Source organism: Pseudomonas sp. TMW 2.1634, assembly GCF_001703595.1.
Taxonomy (GTDB): Bacteria; Pseudomonadota; Gammaproteobacteria; order Pseudomonadales; family Pseudomonadaceae; genus Aquipseudomonas; species Aquipseudomonas fragi.
This window is the reverse complement of the sequence record NZ_CP016849.1, coordinates 2,992,432-3,010,109: the sequence shown is the minus strand read 5'-3', so window position 1 is coordinate 3,010,109 and position 17,678 is coordinate 2,992,432. Positions and strand designations below refer to the sequence as shown.

13 protein-coding genes and 1 pseudogene are annotated in these 17,678 nt (G+C 58.2%); 8 read left to right on the top strand and 6 right to left on the bottom strand.

Features of this window, described 5'->3' with window-relative positions:
* Window positions 1-140 precede the first annotated feature (140 nt).
* From BFC21_RS27825 to BFC21_RS14360, 7 genes and pseudogenes are all read left to right on the top strand, one after another.
* A pseudogene (locus BFC21_RS27825) lies at window positions 141-917 on the top strand (PAS domain-containing protein); the annotation flags it as partial.
* 108 nt (window positions 918-1,025) lie between these two features.
* Window positions 1,026-1,457 (top strand): methyl-accepting chemotaxis protein, encoded by a 432-nt coding sequence (locus tag BFC21_RS27820; RefSeq protein ID WP_369782767.1) that lies wholly within the window; start codon window positions 1,026-1,028, stop codon window positions 1,455-1,457.
* Window positions 1,458-1,554: 97 nt separating this feature from the next.
* Window positions 1,555-2,436, top strand: coding sequence for a Dyp-type peroxidase (locus tag BFC21_RS14380; RefSeq protein ID WP_088378171.1), 882 nt, complete (start codon window positions 1,555-1,557; stop codon window positions 2,434-2,436).
* 242 nt (window positions 2,437-2,678) lie between these two features.
* Entirely contained in the window at window positions 2,679-5,447 is a 2,769-nt protein-coding gene (locus BFC21_RS14375) for an ATP-binding protein (RefSeq protein WP_088378170.1), read from the top strand.
* A gap of 11 nt (window positions 5,448-5,458) precedes the next feature.
* Window positions 5,459-6,655 (top strand): EAL domain-containing protein, encoded by a 1,197-nt coding sequence (locus tag BFC21_RS14370; RefSeq protein WP_016781708.1) that lies wholly within the window; start codon window positions 5,459-5,461, stop codon window positions 6,653-6,655.
* A 91-nt stretch (window positions 6,656-6,746) separates the two neighbouring features.
* Window positions 6,747-7,394 (top strand): response regulator, encoded by a 648-nt coding sequence (locus BFC21_RS14365; protein WP_016781709.1) that lies wholly within the window; start codon window positions 6,747-6,749, stop codon window positions 7,392-7,394.
* Window positions 7,395-7,430: 36 nt separating this feature from the next.
* Window positions 7,431-8,075: a response regulator gene (locus BFC21_RS14360; protein ID WP_088379532.1), complete on the top strand. Its 645-nt coding sequence runs from the start codon at window positions 7,431-7,433 to the stop codon at window positions 8,073-8,075.
* A 9-nt stretch (window positions 8,076-8,084) separates the two neighbouring features.
* Here the strand turns inward: BFC21_RS14360 and BFC21_RS14355 are convergent, their stop codons facing one another.
* The 6 genes from BFC21_RS14355 to BFC21_RS14330 all read right to left on the bottom strand — a co-directional run bounded on the left by BFC21_RS14355 (window position 8,085) and on the right by BFC21_RS14330 (window position 14,044).
* Entirely contained in the window at window positions 8,085-8,603 is a 519-nt protein-coding gene (locus BFC21_RS14355) for a fimbrial protein (protein ID WP_177342588.1), read from the bottom strand.
* A gap of 7 nt (window positions 8,604-8,610) precedes the next feature.
* Complete coding sequence (locus BFC21_RS14350; protein ID WP_016781712.1) at window positions 8,611-9,102, bottom strand: fimbrial protein; 492 nt, start codon at window positions 9,100-9,102, stop codon at window positions 8,611-8,613.
* Window positions 9,103-9,122: 20 nt separating this feature from the next.
* Window positions 9,123-10,049: a fimbrial protein gene (locus BFC21_RS14345; RefSeq protein ID WP_088378168.1), complete on the bottom strand. Its 927-nt coding sequence runs from the start codon at window positions 10,047-10,049 to the stop codon at window positions 9,123-9,125.
* Window positions 10,042-12,663, bottom strand: a complete 2,622-nt coding sequence (locus BFC21_RS14340) for a fimbria/pilus outer membrane usher protein (protein WP_088378167.1) — start codon at window positions 12,661-12,663, stop codon at window positions 10,042-10,044. The genes BFC21_RS14345 and BFC21_RS14340 overlap by 8 nt, the downstream gene beginning before the upstream one ends.
* Window positions 12,664-12,697: 34 nt before the next feature.
* Complete coding sequence (locus BFC21_RS14335) at window positions 12,698-13,396, bottom strand: molecular chaperone (protein ID WP_088378166.1); 699 nt, start codon at window positions 13,394-13,396, stop codon at window positions 12,698-12,700.
* A gap of 66 nt (window positions 13,397-13,462) precedes the next feature.
* The gene (locus tag BFC21_RS14330; protein ID WP_088378165.1) at window positions 13,463-14,044 is read right to left on the bottom strand and encodes a fimbrial protein; all 582 of its coding nucleotides are present in this window, start codon (window positions 14,042-14,044) and stop codon (window positions 13,463-13,465) included.
* Between the two features lie 286 nt (window positions 14,045-14,330).
* Between BFC21_RS14330 and BFC21_RS14325 the strand changes: the two genes are divergently transcribed.
* Window positions 14,331-17,585 (top strand): hybrid sensor histidine kinase/response regulator, encoded by a 3,255-nt coding sequence (locus tag BFC21_RS14325; RefSeq protein WP_120266280.1) that lies wholly within the window; start codon window positions 14,331-14,333, stop codon window positions 17,583-17,585.
* Window positions 17,586-17,678: the final 93 nt, after the last annotated feature.

The window sequence follows — 17,678 nt, the reverse complement described above, 5'->3', positions numbered from 1 at the left end:
TGGCCTGCTGTGGCGTGGCAATGAATTTGCAGGGTTATAGAGTGGCTTGAGTTTTGGATGAACGGTCGTTTTTGCCGCTCCAGAAAAGCCGTTCAAAGCCGATTCTGTTGCACGCATTCTTTCATTGCCCCAGGTACCTCATGTTCAACACACGCTTGAAGCAAGAGCTGTCGGCTCTTCGCGAAGAAATATCCAGTCTTCAGCAAGTCCGGGAGAGCCTTGACAGCGAAATGCTGGTGCTGTCCCTGGGCGCGGATGGACGCATCGAGACGGCCAACCCCAATTTCATCCAGCAGATGCACTACAGCAGTAGCGCGTTGCTGGGCCTGCATATTGATGAACTGGTGCCGGCCTACCTGAAAAACGACGAGCACACCCTGCGTTTCAAAACCGCCATGAACCGCAAGGAACATTACAGCGGCACCGTGCGCTTGCTGCGCGGCAACGGTCAGGAAGCGTGGTTGCGTTCGATCATGCAACCGATCCTGGACTCCGCAGGCCGCGTGTTACGCATCTCGATTTTCTCCAGCGACCTGACGCGCACCATTGAGGCCTCCCGCGATCATGAAAACCTGATGAGCGCGCTTATGCGCTCCACTGCGGTGATCGAGTTCAACCTCAAGGGTGAAGTGCTGACTGCCAATGAGCGGTTTCTCGCAGGCATGGGGTACACCCTGGCGCAGATCCAGGGCAAACATCACCGGATGTTCTGTACCCCGCAAGAACAGAACAGTGCCGAGTACCAGGCCTTTTGGCAGCGATTGAATGCGGGTGAGTTTGTCGCGGCACGTTTTCAGCGCATCGACAGCCACGGCCGTGATGTCTGGCTGGAGGCCACCTACAACCCGGTGCGGGACGCCAACAACACCCTGTACAAAGTGGTGAAATTCGCCACGGTGATCACTGACCAGATCCATCGAGAGCAAGCCGTTTCTGACGCGGCCGGCATCGCTTACAGCACTTCTCTGCAAACCGACAACAGCGCCCAGCGCGGCACCAAAGTGGTGACCGAGGCGGTGGAAGTCATGCGCGACCTGGCCCGGCATATGCAGCAGGCGGGTGATGGTATTGAAGCCCTGAGCGATCAGTCGCAAGTGATTGGCAGCATCGTCAAGACCATCAGCTCGATTGCCGACCAGACCAACCTGCTGGCGCTCAACGCCGCCATCGAGGCCGCGCGGGCCGGGGAGCAGGGCCGTGGCTTTGCCGTCGTGGCTGATGAAGTGCGGCAATTGGCCTCGCGCACCAGCAGGGCCACTGAAGAAATCATCGGTGTGGTGCGGCAAAACCAGGACATGGCCCGTGATGCCGTGGCCCTGATGGCCGATGGCAAACTCCAGGCCGAAGCAGGGCTGGCGCTGGCCGCCGAAGCGGGCACGGTGATTGTCGAGATTCAGGATGGCGCGCAGAAAGTGGTCAACGCCGTAGGGCAGTTTGCCAACCAGCTGTCGTCCTGAGCCTTGATTTGCAGGGGTTGAACTTAAGAAAAATCCGCGTGAAGTGACGGAAAAAGTACTGGTAGGAGTAAACTCGGACCTTTCCAAAGGAGTTTCTATGAGTCACTACCAGTCGAGCATTCTTGCCAAACCGATACCTTCGCAAGCGCGTTACATGTTTTTCGCCCTCAAGTCAGTAGAAGCTTTGCCGGCTGCACTGGACACCTTGTCGCAGTGGGTGGATGGCAAAAGCGTGGTGGCCGGTTTTGGTTCGCCGCTGGTACTGGCACTGGGCGCGAAAGTCCCGGGCCTGCGGGTGTTTCCTGCTATCAATGCGATGGTTGAAAACCCGTCGACCCAGCACGCCCTGTGGTTGTGGTTGCTGGGCGAAGACCGTGGCGAGCTGCTGCACCGCAGCCAGGCCATCGAGACTGCGCTGGCGCCTGCGTTCAACCTGCTGCAAGTGACCGAAGGCTTCCGTTACGGCACTGACCGTGACCTGACCGGCTACGAAGACGGCACTGAAAACCCGGTGGACGAAGCGGCTGTGGACGCCGCCCTCGTGGCCAATGCGGGCGCCGGACTGGACGGCGGCAGCTTTGTGGCCATCCAGCAGTGGCAACATGACCTGAACGGTTTTGCTGCATTGCCGTCCGAGGAGCAGGACAACATCATGGGCCGTCGCAAGAGCGACAACGAAGAGCTGGACGATGCGCCAGAGTCGGCCCACGTCAAACGCACCGCCCAGGAGAGCTTCACGCCGGAAGCCTTTATCGTGCGCCGCTCGATGCCGTGGACAGAAAACGGCAAGTCCGGGCTGATGTTTGTTGCCTTTGGCCGCACGCTGAATGCCTTTGAAGTGCAACTGCGGCGCATGAGCGGCCTGGAAGACGGCATTATTGATGGCCTGTATCGCTACAGTCGCCCGCTTAATGGTGGCTACTACTGGTGCCCGCCGATGAAAGACGGGCGCATGGATTTGAGTGCGGTGCGGCCGTAACAAGCTTCACTTCCCCCCGTAGCAGCTGACGAGCGGAGCGAGGCTGCGATCGGCTGCAAAGCAGTCGCAAACCCAGACGACCGGGTTTAACTGATACACCGCAGTCACAGGATTGGCGACTGCTACGCAGCCGATCGCAGCCTCGCTCCGCTCGTCAGCTGCTACGCAGAGCGTAGTCAGCGACGACTGGTTTCAGGAATTGTCTGATTATTTTTTTCCTGCCGCGGCCTCAGGCTTGCGGCATGAAATCGACCCCTCAAGCCGCCCGAAAACTTCTGCACTTATTTGCCAGCGGTTTGATCGTCGCGGCCATCGCCAGTTCGTTCATTTATTTGCGCTCGGTCTTTAACCAGGAAGTGTCCCTGCGCCGCAGTTTTATGAACGAGGCGGTATTCAATGCCCAGGATTTTTTCGTCAGTCGCCAGACGCTGCTCAAGAGCCTGGTGCTGGCGACTGTGCCTGACAAGAAAGGTAATGAAGCATTTGTCAGCGTTGATCCAGAAGAAGAGCTCAACATCAATCTGGGCAGCGAAGCCGGCCACTGGAGCCTGTGGCTGACCCGGCGGATGACGGACTATCTGCACGAAAGCAAAGTCAATCTGCTGTACGTGCCACAAACAGACAAGCCCAAGGTGGTGCGTTTGTTTGACGCTTCAGGCAGCCTGGAACCGTTGCCCCAGGTAGTGCTGCAACGTCTGGTCGATGAGGGCGCCAAGGCCTATTCATTTGGTGATGATCTGTGGCTCACGGATAACCGGGTCCTGGATTCGCCCTTTTATTTATTCTCCCGTCTCGATAACCGTAACCTGTCTTCCGGCTGGCTGGGCATTGAGGTCGAAGTGCCGGATCTGGTGGAGGCCTTGCGCAGTGAAAGTGCCGGTGACTTCATGCTGCTCAACGGTCAAGGCCAGATTCTGTTCACCAACGCCGCACAATCCACGCTGGTCGGTTCATTGCAGACGCTGGAGCCCAAGAACTCGTTTGGCTTTATCGGGAGTGGCTGGTTGCCCGACAGCCTGGCAATCAGGAAGAAGCTGGGCTATTCGGGCTGGCAAATTGTGTATGCCGTAGATATCAAATCGTTATTGCCTGTATTGGCCGGGCCTTTGCTGGGCTGTGTGTTGTTGTTTATTGCTATTTGCATCGGCTTGCGATTACTGATTGTGCGCATTGATCGGCGCCTGATCACCCCGGGTGAGAAACGCATTCAGGCGCTGGTTGAAAGTGAGGCGTTCAGTCGTGCCGTCTTGCAAGTCGCACCGATGGCCCTGTGTGTGATTCGGCGCACAGACGGCACGGTGGTGCTGGAAAACTCCTTGTCACAACAGTGGTTGGGTAACGGCACTGAGCGCAGCAAGTTATGTCATGGCTGGATTTCACGCGCGTTCGATGAATATGACCTGCGCAACAGCGATGAGATCGAAATGGAGGATGGCCGCCTTCTGTACCTGGCGTTTGCGCCCACGCGCTACAAAGGTCAGGACGTACTGATTTGCGCGTTCAGTGATATCAGCGCACGCAAACAGATTGAAGTCACCCTCGAACGTGCCCGGCAGCTGGCGGACCGGGCCAATGAGGCCAAGACCCTGTTTCTGGCAACCATGAGCCATGAAATCCGTACGCCCCTGTACGGTGTGCTGGGCACCCTGGAACTGCTGGCGCGTACCGATCTCAACGATCAGCAGAACAACTATCTCAAGGCCATCGAACGCTCATCCGGCAACTTGTTGCAGCTGATTTGCGACGTGCTGGATGTGTCACGGATCGAGGCGGGTCAACTGCAACTGGAACTCAATACCTTCAGCCCTCTGGAGCTGATAGAAGAGGTGGTCCAGGGCTACAGTGGCGCGGCTCAGGCCAAGGGCCTGCAGTTGTTTGCATTGATTGATTCGACGGTGCCCGAATGGCTCAGCGGCGATGTCACCCGCATCCGCCAGATCCTGAACAACCTGCTCAACAACGCCCTGAAATTCACCGACTACGGGAAAATCGTCCTGCGCCTGAAAATGGACAGCCGTGACGATGAGCGCGTCATGCTGCATTGGCAGGTCTCCGATACTGGCAAAGGTATTGCCCATGAAGAGCAGGCCCATCTGTTCGAGCCTTTTTATCAAGTGGAATCGGCCAAAAACGTGGTCGCCGGCACCGGGCTGGGCCTGTCCATCTGCAAGCGTCTTATGCACTTGATGAACGGCACCATGCGCCTGGTCAGCGAGCCGGGGCTGGGCAGCAGTTTTACCCTGCACCTGCCCCTGGTGCAGGTTAACGAACCGGCGCGTTTGAGCCCTTTCGGCGAATTGGCTGCCAGCGTTGTTTATGTGGTTTCACCCGTGCGCGAGCTGGCCGAGTGTTATTGCGCCTGGTTGCGCCGTTGGGGCGCGCGGGCTCATCTGGGCGCGCCGAAACCAGGGGATGCACCCGATGCTGCTGTTTTACTGGAGCTGCATCCTGGTGCTGCCCGGCAATTGCTTGAACCTGGGTGGACGGGACCGCTGGTGGTAGCCGCCAGTGACATATCGGTATCGCCCGCCGTTGACAACCCTTGCTGGCAAGCGGACCTGAGCAGTTTGCAGGACGTCTATCGCGCCCTGTGCAAGGCTCAGGGCATGGGAATGGGGGCCGATCTTGAGCCGGGTACGGCGAAGACGGAACTCAAACTGGATTTGCGCATTCTGGTTGCCGAAGACAACGTGATCAATCAACTGATTCTGCGCGATCAGCTTGAAGAGTTGGGTTGCACTGTGACATTGGTCAGCGATGGCCTGGAAGCACTGGAGCGTTGGCGGGATGAGGATTTTGATCTGCTGCTGACCGACGTCAACATGCCGAAAATGAATGGCTATGAGCTGGCGGCCCGGTTGCGGGCCATGAACATCACGCTGCCGATCATTGGGGCAACGGCCAATGCCATGCGCGAGGAGAGCGAGCGCTGCCTGAACGCCGGGATGAATCATTGCCTGATCAAGCCTTTTACGCTGCACACCCTATACAACTGTCTTCAGCACTTCTAAAGGAGGATCCAGTGAAGCCCTATCGTGTACTGGTCGTTGAGGATCACCCTTTTCAGCATGAGTATTTGCTCAACGTTTTTAATGAGGTGGGTGGCTTTACAGTTGACACCGTTTGGGATGGCGATGGCGCGCTGGAGTGTCTGGCGCGCAATGACTATGACCTGCTGCTCAGTGATTTACTGATGCCGGTCATGGATGGCGTGCAACTGATTCAGAAAGTTGCCGCCCTGAGAAGAAAACCGGCGTTGGCACTGATGAGTGCCTCGTCGCGGCGCATGTTGATCAGTGCGGGGCTGGCAGCCAAGAACCTGGGTATTTCAGTGATTGGCCTGATCTCCAAACCAGTCGAGTTCAATTCTGTCATGCGCTTGAAAGAGCGGCTGGAGCTTTTTCGCCTTAACGGCGAGACGGACCCCGCCCTGGCCATTGAGGTTGACCCGCTGAGTATCGAATGGGCGATGGGCAACGGGCAGATTCAAGCGTGGTTCCAGCCCAAAAAGTCCCTGAGCAATGGCAATATTCTCAGTGCAGAAGCGCTGGTGCGCTGGGTACACCCTGAGGCCGGCTTGTTATTGCCCAAGGACTTTCTGAGTGTGCTGATCAGCCACGGCCTGGAAGAGCGACTGTTGTGGCTGATGCTGCAACAAACCCTGCAGGCGCAAAGACAATGGCGTGAGCAGGGCTGGGACATTCCGGTGTCGATCAACCTGCCCACGCATCTGCTGGATAACCATGCGCTTGCCGACCGCCTGCGCGACGCTGTGATTGCCGATGGTGGCGAGCCGCGCAGCATCGTGTTTGAACTGATGGAAAGCTCCACCACCGAGGAACTCAGCAATTACTACGCGGGTGCCTGTCGCCTGCGCATGATGGGTTTCGGTTTGGCCCAGGATGATTTTGGCAAGGGGTTCAGCTCTTACTTCAATCTGGTTTCTACCCCGTTCAGTGAGCTGAAGATCGATCGTTCGCTGGTACATGGCTGTGTTGAAAACGAGAATCTGGCCTCAGCCTTGCGCAGCCTTGTTGAGCTGAGCCGCAAGCTGGGCCTGACCGTTGTCGCTGAAGGGGTCGAGACTCAGGCCGAGCTCGAATTTCTGCGCAGCATCAAGTGTGATCAAGTGCAAGGTTTCCTGATTTGCGGCGCTATATCGTGCGCCGATTTTGAAACTCTTTTACTGGACGATAGCTCTAAGCCATCACCGGGGTAGCTGAGTGCGGCGCCACGGGTCTTGTTCTGCGCTCGATCTGTAGAAACCCGGGGGCGCCGGACTTGCCATGTCATCAAAGTGGAGCCAGGCAATGCGCGAATTAAAGGTAGTGATTGCCGACGATCATCCGGTGGTATTGCTGGGGCTTCGGGAGATGATCCAGCGTGATGAGTATTTCACCCTGGCAGGCGAGGCGCTGAGTTCGTCGCAGTTGGTCGAGCAATTGCAGTTGCATCAACCTGAACTGCTGATTACTGATTTCAATATGCCCGGCGATGACATCTATGGCGACGGGCTGCAACTGATCGAGTACATCATTGAGCATTTTCCCGGGGTCAAGATCCTGGTGCTGACCGTCATGAGCAATCATCTGATCATCTCGCGCTTGCTGGAGTTGGGCGTGGCAGGCGTGATTGCCAAAAGCCATATTCGCGAAGAAATAGGCAAGGCCCTGAGTGCGCTGGCCAACGATCGGGGCTATGCGCCGCCGGCTGCTGCAGCCATTTCGGTGGTGACCAACCCCAAGGTCATTGATGAACGTTTCTCCACGCTGTCACCTCGTGAAGTCGAAGTGCTCAGGCTGTTTGTGGCCGGCAACAGTGTGGGCGACATTGCCCGTCAATTGAACCGCAGCGTCAAAACCGTGAGCACCCAAAAAGTAGCCGCCATGCAGAAGCTGGAAGTGCTTAACGACCACGCCTTGCTGACCTATTGCATCAAAGCGGACCCCTTCGAATAGTTGTAGCGCTCTTCCCGTGCAGGAGTCATGTTTGCCATGCCGCAAATGAAAGTCTTATTGGCCGACGACCATCCGATTGTGTTGATGGGCGTGCGTGAAATCATTGAGCGTGACCCACGCTTCAAGGTTGTGGGCGAAGCAATGAGTTCGTCCGAGTTGATCGACAAGATTTCGTTGCTCAAGCCTGACGTGATTATTACCGACTACAACATGCCAGGTGACGATCAATACGGTGATGGCACCCGCCTGGTGGAATACCTGCGCCGGCATTTTCCCGAACCCAAGGTGTTGATCCTGACCGTTATAACCAATGCCCAAGTGCTGACCTGGCTGTATGAGCTGGGTATCAGCGGTGTCATTTCAAAGAGCGCTGGGCTTGAGCAGATCCTGGTGGCGCTGGACGCGTTCTATCGTCAGGGGCACTACCCGCAGGACAAGCTGCAAGGAGGGGTGAGTGACGACGCCGATGACCTTTCGCAAAGGCTCAGCCAGTTGACGGTCAAGGAATTTGAGGTCCTGCGCCTGTTCTCTACGGGGGTGAGTGTGGGCGATGTGGCGCAGAGCCTGAACCGCAGCATTAAAACCATCAGCACCCTGAAGGTTTCGGCGATGCGCAAACTCAATGTCGACAATGATCAGGCGCTGCTGATCTTGTGCGTCAAGGCCAATCTGTTTGCCTGACGCAGCGGTTTACAGATAGATCATTTCCATCAACAGCGTCGAGCTGTAGCTGCCGATTGCGGGCAGTTCTTCCCCGGTCTTGACCGGTCGCACAGAGAGCTGGAGCTTGAGCCGCGTTTCTTCAACCGGGAAGATCAATTGCTCGCCCAGCTTCAAGTCAATCACTTTCAACGTACTGGTCATGTCGCTCAGACGGGTTCTCAGCCCCAGCCTGTCGAGTGTGGTGCGCAGTGTGCTGCTGTCAACAGCGCCATTGCCGGCGCTGAAGCGCAGGTGTACCTGGCTGCCCTTGATGCATTGGAAGTCCAGGCTGACATCGGTCCAGCCAGTGATGTCCGAGTTCAGCGAATTGAGGTTTGTCTTGGGGATATCCACGCTTTGCGAGGCCGGGAAATTAGCCGTGCAGGGCGGTTTTATCAGGGTGCCGACCACCTCTATCTGGGCCGCCTCCTCTGCGCAGCTAGCCGGGCTGAGCAGCAGTGCGGCGGTGGACAGCAGCGCCACCCATAGGCTCACTCTGGCGAGCATGGACACCTCACAGGTACTCGATACTGATAACGGCCGAGGTGCTGAATGCACCCTCGGTCAGTGCGCCCTGGGCAATCAACTTTGCTTTCATGCTCAGGTCGACCGTACCGCTCTGGTTGGTCAGGTTGCGTTTGACTCCGGTGACGTTGGCGGCCGTGCTGTCGCTGTTCCACAGCAATGAATAACCCAGATTGGCTTTGCCCGTTGAGGCCTGTGTGGTTGAGCCCTGAATCGTGCGGGCTGCCAGAATGCTCACCGCCAGCACCGAGTTGGCCGGGCAGGTCATGGTGAGGGGGATGTCGATCAACGGGGCATCGGCCACTTGGTCGTAGCGCAGGCTGCCGAAGTTGGCGGTCAGCGTCTTGCTGCTGGTCAGGGTGCAGGGCGGTCGGGTCAGGGTTCCGCTCAGGTTGATGGTCACGGTGTCTGTTGCGGCGTTGGCGGTTGCGCTGAGCAGGCCTGCGAACAGTGTTGCGGCCAGCGTTACGGATAATTTCATGGTCGAGTTCCTGTGCCTGATCAGAGATAGGTGATGTTGAGGGTGTACTGACTGGAAAAATTTCCGGTCGGCGAAACGCTGGTATTCAGGCGCGGGCGAAAACCAAGGCGGATGTTGTTGCTGCCATTGGTCAGCGCCAGCGTGCGTGGACTGTTGAAGGTCACTGCCGTGTTGGTGTCAGCCCAGGTGGCGGCCATCGACAGACCGGCCAGGGTTGTGGCTGAAACCCCCGGGCTGCCGCTGATGGCCGCCTGGGTGGGTACCAGCGTGGCGGTCGCTTGCGTACCGCGGGTGCAATTCATGGTGATATTGGCAATTTGCTGCGAACTGGCGAAGTCATTGCTGCTGAGTGTGCCAAAAGGCAGGTTGAGGGTTTTTGCCGAGCCCATCGAGCAGGCGGGCTGGATGACCCGGAAGCTGAGAATGACGGTCTGCAAGTAGTCGCCGTAAGCCTCATAACCTCGAATAGAGGTGTCTGTGAGCGAAACACTGACCATGTAGTTGCCGGGCGTGACGGGCGCCGTTCCATAAAGCAGAACGTTGTAGGAAAAGGTATTGCCCACGAACAGCTGCACACAGCTTGAGGGCATGCATGTACTGCTCGCCGTCCCGATGGGCAGCTCGGGAACCATCAGCCCGGAGTTGGTGTGAAACACCTGGACCTTGCTGCCTGTGCCCTGGTTGTAGAACTGGCTGTGCTGCAGTGACGAGCCATAGGGATACCAGCGGGTCACCCGGCAGTTGGCTGTCATGTTGGCGGTGTAGCTGGTGGATGGCGCAAGGTCGCCCAGCTGAATGATGCCGGTGGTGCCCGTAGCGGTGCATGCGAGGTTGTTTTGAATCAGGGCAAACGCTTGCTGACTGACAAGACCCAGCAACAGGCAAAGCAGCAGCATGCTGACTTTGCCCCGGCCCGAACGAGATGATTTGACGGTTGATTCATGCATCGGGAGTACCTTGAGTGTCTGGCGATAGGGCATCGCAACGAATGTGCAGTTGCCCGATGCCGGTCTCTGACAGGTTGTAGGTGTTCAGGTCCAGGTCCTTGGCGCACCAAGGCTGGCCGTTGACGTTGATCAGCAGCCGCGCCTTGTCCGGCACGCCAGTCATAAATACCCGGCCCTTGTCGGCTACCATCGCGCTGCTCAGCAGCGTGCCCTTGAGGTCATACAGCTGCGCTTCGGCGGCGAAAGGGGCGGGCTTGCCAGTGCTTGAGCTGACGCTGACCAGCAGGCGGCGGCCGTTATGGGTTTCGAAGTTGGCCAGGACAAAGGCACCGCGATTGGGGGTGACTTCCTGTACCAGGTTGGCAATGTCGGTGGTGTCCGACAGTGAGTCGGTGTTGAGCGATACCTTGTTTTTGCGGTACGGCTGCGCCGAGGGAATGATCGTGTAGCCACTGCCGTTGGTCTTGATCCCGCTTTTGGTCAGCACGCCCACATCGGCGGCGCCGGGGGTGGCGACAATGATGTTGGTCTCGCCCAATGGTTGGGTGAACATCACGGTATTGCGGATGGCAACCACACCGCCTTCCACGCCATAGTCCATCTGCCGGGTGTTCTGATCCTTGTTATAGGAACCGTGCCAAATGGCATTGGCCGCGTTGTAGCGGGCCGCCACCGAGCCACCGAGCACGCGGTCATCGTCACTGATCTGCTGATTGATGCCCAGGTTGTACGACAGGGCATCGTCCTGCAGTTGCGAGCCGCTGAAGGTGGCATTGCGGCTGGCATTGCCGGCGGAGTCCTGGTTGGTGCTCAGGCCGATCCGGCTGCTGCTGCCCGGGCTGCCCAGCGGCAGGCTGACGCTCAGCGACACGCTGCGGATGTCGTCGCCCATGCCGCTGTTCTGTGACAGCCCCAGGTTGTAGGAGGCGCTGGCGACACTGAAGCTGTAGCCCAATTGAATGGAGGTATTGCTCTTGGCCCGGTTCCAGTAATCGGTTTTGGTCAGGTTGGCGTACATGCCGCCCCAGGTACCGAATTGTTGCGATACGTTGGCGGTAAAGCTGCTTTTCATATGGCCGGTCAAATAGGGTGAAAACGCCGCACTGTTGCTCAGGGTTTCATCGACATAGGGCACGAGCGAGTTGTTGGAGCGTGCGTTGATCGCCTCGTTGAAGCTGTAGTAGCCGCTGGTGGAGTAGCGGTAGCCAATCAGGCTGAAGCTGGTATCGGTCAGGTCGATGGATTTGGAGTACCGGAAGCGATATGACTGGCCCGACAGCGTTTTGGCGTCTGTGCCCATGTCTTCGCTGATGGCATGGGTCACGTCCAGGGAAATGGCACCAAAACCGGCAAAGTCGTGGGCAAAGCCCAGCAGCGCCGATGTGTATTGTTCGCTGACGATGCTGCCGCCGAACAGCGTGGTGCCCTCGGTCAGGCCGCGACGATAGGTGCCTTGTACAAAACTGGGCTTGGGCGAATTCTGCGCGCCTTCTGCCGGGCGATACTGGCCTGCGGTCACGGCGTAGCTTTGCTGGCCTTCACGCAACATGTAAGGCACAGAGGCAAATGACTGGATGTAGACCTGGCGCTCGCCATTGGGGCCTTCGATGGTGACTTCGATATCGCCGTTGCCTGCGGTCGAGTACAGGTTCTTGAGGGCGAACGGGCCTGATGGCACCCATTGTTCACTGATGACATAACCGCGCTGGCGTAATGTCACCAGCGAGCGGCCGTTGGCAACCCCGCGCACCACGGGGGCAAAGTTGCGCGCGTCATCGGGCAGCATGTCCAGATCGGACGCGATCCCCACGCCGCGGTAAGAGATGGTGTCGAACAGATCGCTGTCGGTGGCGCTTTCACCCACCGTGGCAATGGCCATCAGGTTGCCCAGGTCGCGCTGGACATAGGTGTCCACCGATTTCCAGCTGCCGTCGACGTTAGTGCCTTTTTGCCAGGTCGAGAAATTGCGAAAGCGCCAGGCACCGCTATTGAACCCGCTATGAACACTGCCGAACTGGGATTGGCGGCTGCCGAACGGGTTCTCGTAGTTGCTGCCGGAAAAGCTGTAGTTGGCGAAGGCCACCTGTTCGCCATCGCTCCAGGTCTTGCGCCGGGTTTCAAACGGCACGCTGCCGATATACGCCTGGGGAACCTGCAGGCTCAAATGCTGCTTGTTGAAGTCGTAATCGTAGGTGACGCCAGTAAGGTCACGGTTGAAGTACACGCAGTTGTCAGTGCTGATGTCGGCGTTTTTCAGGCGTGTGGGGTCAACCCCCAAATCCGTCAGGGCCTGAAGACTGAAGCAGGGGAACAGACCATTGGGAGTCGAGACCTGGCTCGCGGTTTCTCGCACAAAGTGCAGGTCGCGCTGCTCCACAAGCCGGTCGTCCACTGACAGGTCAACCCGGTAGATCCCCGGCAGTTGACCCTGGCTCATGGCTTTTACCTGCTCGGCCACTTCGCTCGAAGCGTTGCCGCCGCCAATTTCCAGAAAGGAAGAATCGAAGCTGTAGTCAGCATGCACGGCGGTGGTTGCAAGGCCCGCAGCAGCAGCGGTGAACGTGCTCCAGCACTTTATTCGGCGCGCGAAGGCGCACATGCGCAATCGCAGCATGAGTGAGTCCTTCCAGTCGACTGATCGGCAGTGTTCAGTGAGGGGTAACGGGTTTTGCCTTGACCGTACTGCCGTACTCGTTGATGTAGCTGAGTTCGAGGCTGTCGCTGTTTTTCAGCGCAATCGGGGTGGTGACGGTGCTGGCGGGCTTGATGACCTCAGGCATGCCTTTGCTGGCGCTGTTGTTGATCAGCAATTCGCTGACCACCACGTTGTAACCCGACGGGTTATGCACCGTGAGTTTTCCGCCTTCTGCCCGCCACTGCAGTTTCTCCACCGCTTCGGGCAAAGTGCCCTTGAGGTTGGCGGGGCGATAAAACAGTTTGATCGTGGTCTTGAGTGCTATTTGCAGCACGTTCTGGTTGCGCTGTTCCTCACTCTTGGCCGGGATAGCTTTGACGTTAAGCAAAAACAGGCTTTCTTTGTCGTCGGGCAGGTTCTGTGCGTTGGTGGCGATGATCCGCAGAATGTTCTGGCTCTTGGCATCCAGGCGGAACAGGGGCGGCGTGACAATAAACTCATCGGCACTCGCGTCGCGGTCATCGAACGGGCTGACCCACGACTGCACCAGATATGGCACACCGTCATCACCCGAGTTTGAAAGTGCCAGGTTGGCTTCCTTCTCCTTGCTTTGATACACAACGCGCGTGGAACCCACGTTGACGCCTGCCTGAACCTGGGGCAGCCAGAAGCTTGCTGCCAGTGCCAAAAAGGCTGCAACTTTTAAACGCATCAAGGTGTCCTCTTGTTAACGCCAGAGCTCGCGATAGACCGCGAGCTCCCTCGTCAAGCTCATGAATTACTTGTAGGTAACGTCGAAGCTGGCCAGTGCATTGACTTTACCGGTGCCGATACCACGTACACCCGGGGTGTCGCCCGAGGCTTCGGTGTCGGCAACCAGGCGTACATAGGACGCGGTGAAGTCAAACGTGTTGGACTGCGGGCGCAGAACGTAGTCGTTGCTGGCCGTGTTGAGCGGCAACTTGTTACCAGTGCGGGCATCGTTGATCTGGATACCGACGCCGGAAACCTGGTTGTCACCGGTCATGCCCAGCACGGTGGCATCAGTGCCGGACTGCTGGCCGCTGAATTTGATGGAAGCGTTTTTCAGGGTCGAGCCGCTGCAGTTTTCCAGCGAGATCGAGAAAGGGGTGGCGCCAGCAGTGGCAACAGCCCCAACGGTGTTAGGGAAGTCGGCAATGCGAACCTGGCCCATATCGACTGCTTTCTTCACGCTTTCGCTGTTGATGGTGCATGCGTTGTCGTTGATAGTGCCGGTGAATTCAACCTGGCCATCAGCCGCTTGAGCGGTAGCAGCAGCCATCACGATCAGCAGCGAAGAACCACAGAGCGCGGTGTATTTGCCCATTTTTTGAAACATGAGAGAAGCCCTCTACAAACAAGTGATGTGTGATTTCCATTTTTTAATGCCCCCCCTGTCAACGGCTCGCCGCGGCAGGTGATGCACAGGATGCAATTGCCAGCGGACAATCCCCATCAGACGATTCCTGTTCGTCTTGCTCAGAGCGTTTAGGGGGCGTGGAGACGGGGCCGGCGTTCGGCTGGTTGCGACCGCTGACGGGGTGCTGGCGCATGGAGCAATGTGTAACCCTTTGGCTGGCAACAGGCTTGCCAATCTCCTCCCAGGTAAACAACGGCGCTAAATCATGAAGCAAGCTAAGGTACGTCTCGGTGCGCTGGCACTGAGCTCACTCAGACTGAACAAGCTGTTGCTGCTGCTGACAGGGCTTGCCCTGCTGCTGGTGAGCATGAGTTATTGGGCGGTTAACCGGGTGCTGAAGGAGGAGGGCGAGAAGACGGACTTTCATTTCGCGCGGCTGATGGAAAGCATCCATGAGCATGAGGCCTTTTTGCGCATTGCCGTTCAGAGCTACAGCCAGGCCAACGACAACCTGCTGATAGATAACCAGCCGCACTCGCATCAGGCGCTGATTCGTCAGGGGGATGAGCGTTTGTTCCAGAACCGTGACACGGCCAAGTCATTGCCTTTTACGGTGAGCCAGCGGGACAAGTTCAGCCATGCTGACATGCAGGGGGTTTACTCGTTCGGTGTGCAGCTGACTGACCTGTTCACGGCTTACTGGTCCGATTCCCACTATGTGGCGCCGCAGGTGTTTGTTTTTTCCCCCAGCGATCAATTCACCATTGCGGTCCCCGGGATTGATGGCACGCGGCAGTTTCCCCTGCTGCTCAAGAGCAACTTTTTCGATGTGACCAAGCGTTTGTACGATGAGCTGGTGGCGCGCCAACATGCCCTTGGCGCAGATCAGTTGATCTGGTTAAAAGCCCCGCAGGGCCTGATTCAAAAGCGCAAGTACATTATCGGTGCCATCGGGCTGAACCTGTCGCGCAACTTCTTGCCGCCGGGGGCAGAAGCCAATGACCTGGTGATCCTCAGCGCGTTGCTGGACGTCAGCGATATCAGTGATCTGGAACGTTTGTTGATGCACCCCACCAACAGTCGCCTGACCTTGATCTCGCCTGCGGGCGATGTGTTGCTGGGGGACGTTCAGGATGTCGAGGAACTGCCCCTGGGATTGAGCATTACCCGTGATGGTTTGCGTTTCAAGTTGAGCTCAGGCGGGGCCGCGCCCTGGATCGGGCTGTACGCGATCAGTTATCAGAACTTTTTTGGCTATGCCAAGTGGCCCCTGGCGGGCGCGGTGGGCCTGCTTGTGGTGTTTGTGTTGATCGGCTGGCGGGTCAATCGCTGGTATCGCAAGCAAATCATCGAACCTGCCCAACGGGCCAGCCAGTCCCTGGCCGAGAGCGAAGAATTCAACCGGGCCATGCTCGACAGCGCACCCGTGGGACTGTGCGTGGTCGAGCGCGGCACCGGTGTGGTGTTGCTGGAAAACCAGCGGGCACACGAATGGCAGGGCACGCCAGAGCTGATAGCCCTGTTGAAACGCGATTATGGCGAGCACGAGCTGGGTGAGGTCCAGCTGGAAGTCGCGGGGCGCTATCTGCAGGCCTGTTTTGCCTTTACCCGTTACAAGGGCAAGAACGTGGTGCTCTGCGGTTTCAACGACATCACCCGGCATGTAGACGACGCCAACCTGATGGAGCAGGCCCGGCGTTCGGCCGATGAGGCGAGCAAGGCCAAGACCCTGTTCCTGGCGACCATGAGCCATGAAATCCGCACGCCCCTGTACGGGGTGCTCGGCAATCTTGAACTGTTGGGCCTTACACCACTGAGTGAGCGTCAGCGTGAATACCTGCAGACCATTCAGCGTTCATCGACGGTGTTGTTCCAGTTGATCAGCGACGTGCTGGACGTGTCAAAAATCGAGTCCGGGCAAATGGCTGTCGAGGCCAAGACATTCTGCCCGCTGGACTTGTTCGAGGATTGCGTGCGCAGTTATAGCGCCGCGGCGGGTAACAAGGGCCTGAAGATCTTTGCCTGTGCCGACGCGCAGTTACCGCCATTGTTGCGTGGCGATGCGGTGCGTATACGGCAAATCATCAATAACCTGCTGAGCAACGCGATCAAGTTCACCGACACCGGCTGGGTGGTCTTCAGGCTCAAGGTCATCGGCATCGAACAAGGGCAGGCAACGTTGCAGTGGCAGGTCTCCGATACCGGCGTGGGCATCAGCGAGGAGCAACTGACGCGCCTGTTCAAGCCATTCTCCCAGGTGGGCGGCAGTGAGCGGGCGGGCGGTGCCGGGCTGGGCCTGTCCATTTGCGCGCGCTTGAGCGAGATGATGGGCGCCAACCTGCGGGTGGTCAGTGAACCGGGGTTGGGCAGCAGCTTTTCATTGCACATGAGCCTTCCGGTTATCGCTGGCGCACTGGACAACTGTGCCGATATTGACCTTCAGGGGGTCAGTGTTTATGTGCGTGCTGCGCGCAATGATATCGGGCAGATTGTGGCGGACTGGCTAAACCGCTGGGGCGCTCGCGCCCAGGTACTGCCGGCAGCGATCCCCCCTGATAACTCCGCCATCCTCCTCGATCTGGACCCTGACCAGCCGCTGACCGTGCCCTGGGCAGGCGAGCGGGTGCTGGCAACCGAGTCGGGGCGCAGCCAGCCGCAAAGAACGGGCCGCGGCTGGGAGGTCAACGCGTACGATATTCGCGCCATTGGCAGAACGCTGATGCAAATCGCCCACGGGACTGTGCCCCAGACGCCTGCCAGTGTGGTGCCTTATGCCGCCAGCCTGGAGTTGAGCGTGCTGGTCGCTGAAGACAACCCCGTCAACCAGGAGATCCTCAGGGAGCAACTGGAGGCCCTGGGGGTACGGGTCACGCTGGCGGACGATGGCGAGCAAGCCCTGGCCCGCTGGAAGGAGGCGTCGTTCGATCTGGTGATCACCGACGTCAATATGCCCAAGCTCGATGGCTATCAGCTGACCCGTCGTTTGCGTGAGCTTGACCCGCAAGTGCCGATCATTGGTGTCACCGCCAATGCCTTGCGTGAAGAGGGTGAGCGCTGCCTGGAAGCAGGGATGAATGTGTGGCTGGTCAAGCCCCTGAGCCTGACAACCCTGCGCCAGACCTTGTCGGTCTGGTGCCCGCCGCCTGCAGAGGTACCTTTGGGTGCCCTTGAAGCACCCGCAGCACTGCCGCAGGCGGATGACCTGCACGACTGGATTACCCTTTCGCCTGCCATGCACCGGCTGTTTATCGCCACCATGCAGGATGATCTGGTGCAGGCGCAGTTGGCCTTGCAGGAGGCCAATACCTCGAAATTGATCAGTTATGTACACCGCATGCACGGCTCATTTGCCACGGTCGGCGCTGTCAATTTGGCTGAGGCCTGCAATCAGTGCGAAATGGCCTTGCTGCGTGAGCCCTTGAACCCGGCTTCGGTCGAGGCCAACCAGGTGTTGCTCGAACGCTTGCGCAAGGTTGTCGCAAGGCTGGTTGACGGAGCGTTGTACCCCCAGGGCCAGTGATGTGCGGCCTGATTTCACGGGTTGGTTGATCTGGCGGTGATCGTTGTGGCGGTTTGTTGTACCTTGGATTCGTCCCTCCCAACAATAATATGG

Bases quoted from the DNA above. Each gene is read 5' to 3' on its own strand.
- BFC21_RS14330 (WP_088378165.1), bottom strand. From the start codon at position 14,044: ATGTTTCAAAAAATGGGCAAATACACCGCGCTCTGTGGTTCTTCGCTG.
- BFC21_RS14380 (WP_088378171.1), top strand. From the start codon at position 1,555: ATGAGTCACTACCAGTCGAGCATTCTTGCCAAACCGATACCTTCGCAA.
- BFC21_RS14375 (WP_088378170.1), top strand. From the start codon at position 2,679: ATGAAATCGACCCCTCAAGCCGCCCGAAAACTTCTGCACTTATTTGCC.
- BFC21_RS14360 (WP_088379532.1), top strand. From the start codon at position 7,431: ATGCCGCAAATGAAAGTCTTATTGGCCGACGACCATCCGATTGTGTTG.
- BFC21_RS14355 (WP_177342588.1), bottom strand. From the start codon at position 8,603: ATGCTCGCCAGAGTGAGCCTATGGGTGGCGCTGCTGTCCACCGCCGCA.
- BFC21_RS14325 (WP_120266280.1), top strand. From the start codon at position 14,331: ATGAAGCAAGCTAAGGTACGTCTCGGTGCGCTGGCACTGAGCTCACTC.
- BFC21_RS14350 (WP_016781712.1), bottom strand. From the start codon at position 9,102: ATGAAATTATCCGTAACGCTGGCCGCAACACTGTTCGCAGGCCTGCTC.
- BFC21_RS14345 (WP_088378168.1), bottom strand. From the start codon at position 10,049: ATGCATGAATCAACCGTCAAATCATCTCGTTCGGGCCGGGGCAAAGTC.
- BFC21_RS14335 (WP_088378166.1), bottom strand. From the start codon at position 13,396: ATGCGTTTAAAAGTTGCAGCCTTTTTGGCACTGGCAGCAAGCTTCTGG.
- BFC21_RS14340 (WP_088378167.1), bottom strand. From the start codon at position 12,663: ATGCTGCGATTGCGCATGTGCGCCTTCGCGCGCCGAATAAAGTGCTGG.
- BFC21_RS27820 (WP_369782767.1), top strand. From the start codon at position 1,026: ATGCGCGACCTGGCCCGGCATATGCAGCAGGCGGGTGATGGTATTGAA.
- BFC21_RS14365 (WP_016781709.1), top strand. From the start codon at position 6,747: ATGCGCGAATTAAAGGTAGTGATTGCCGACGATCATCCGGTGGTATTG.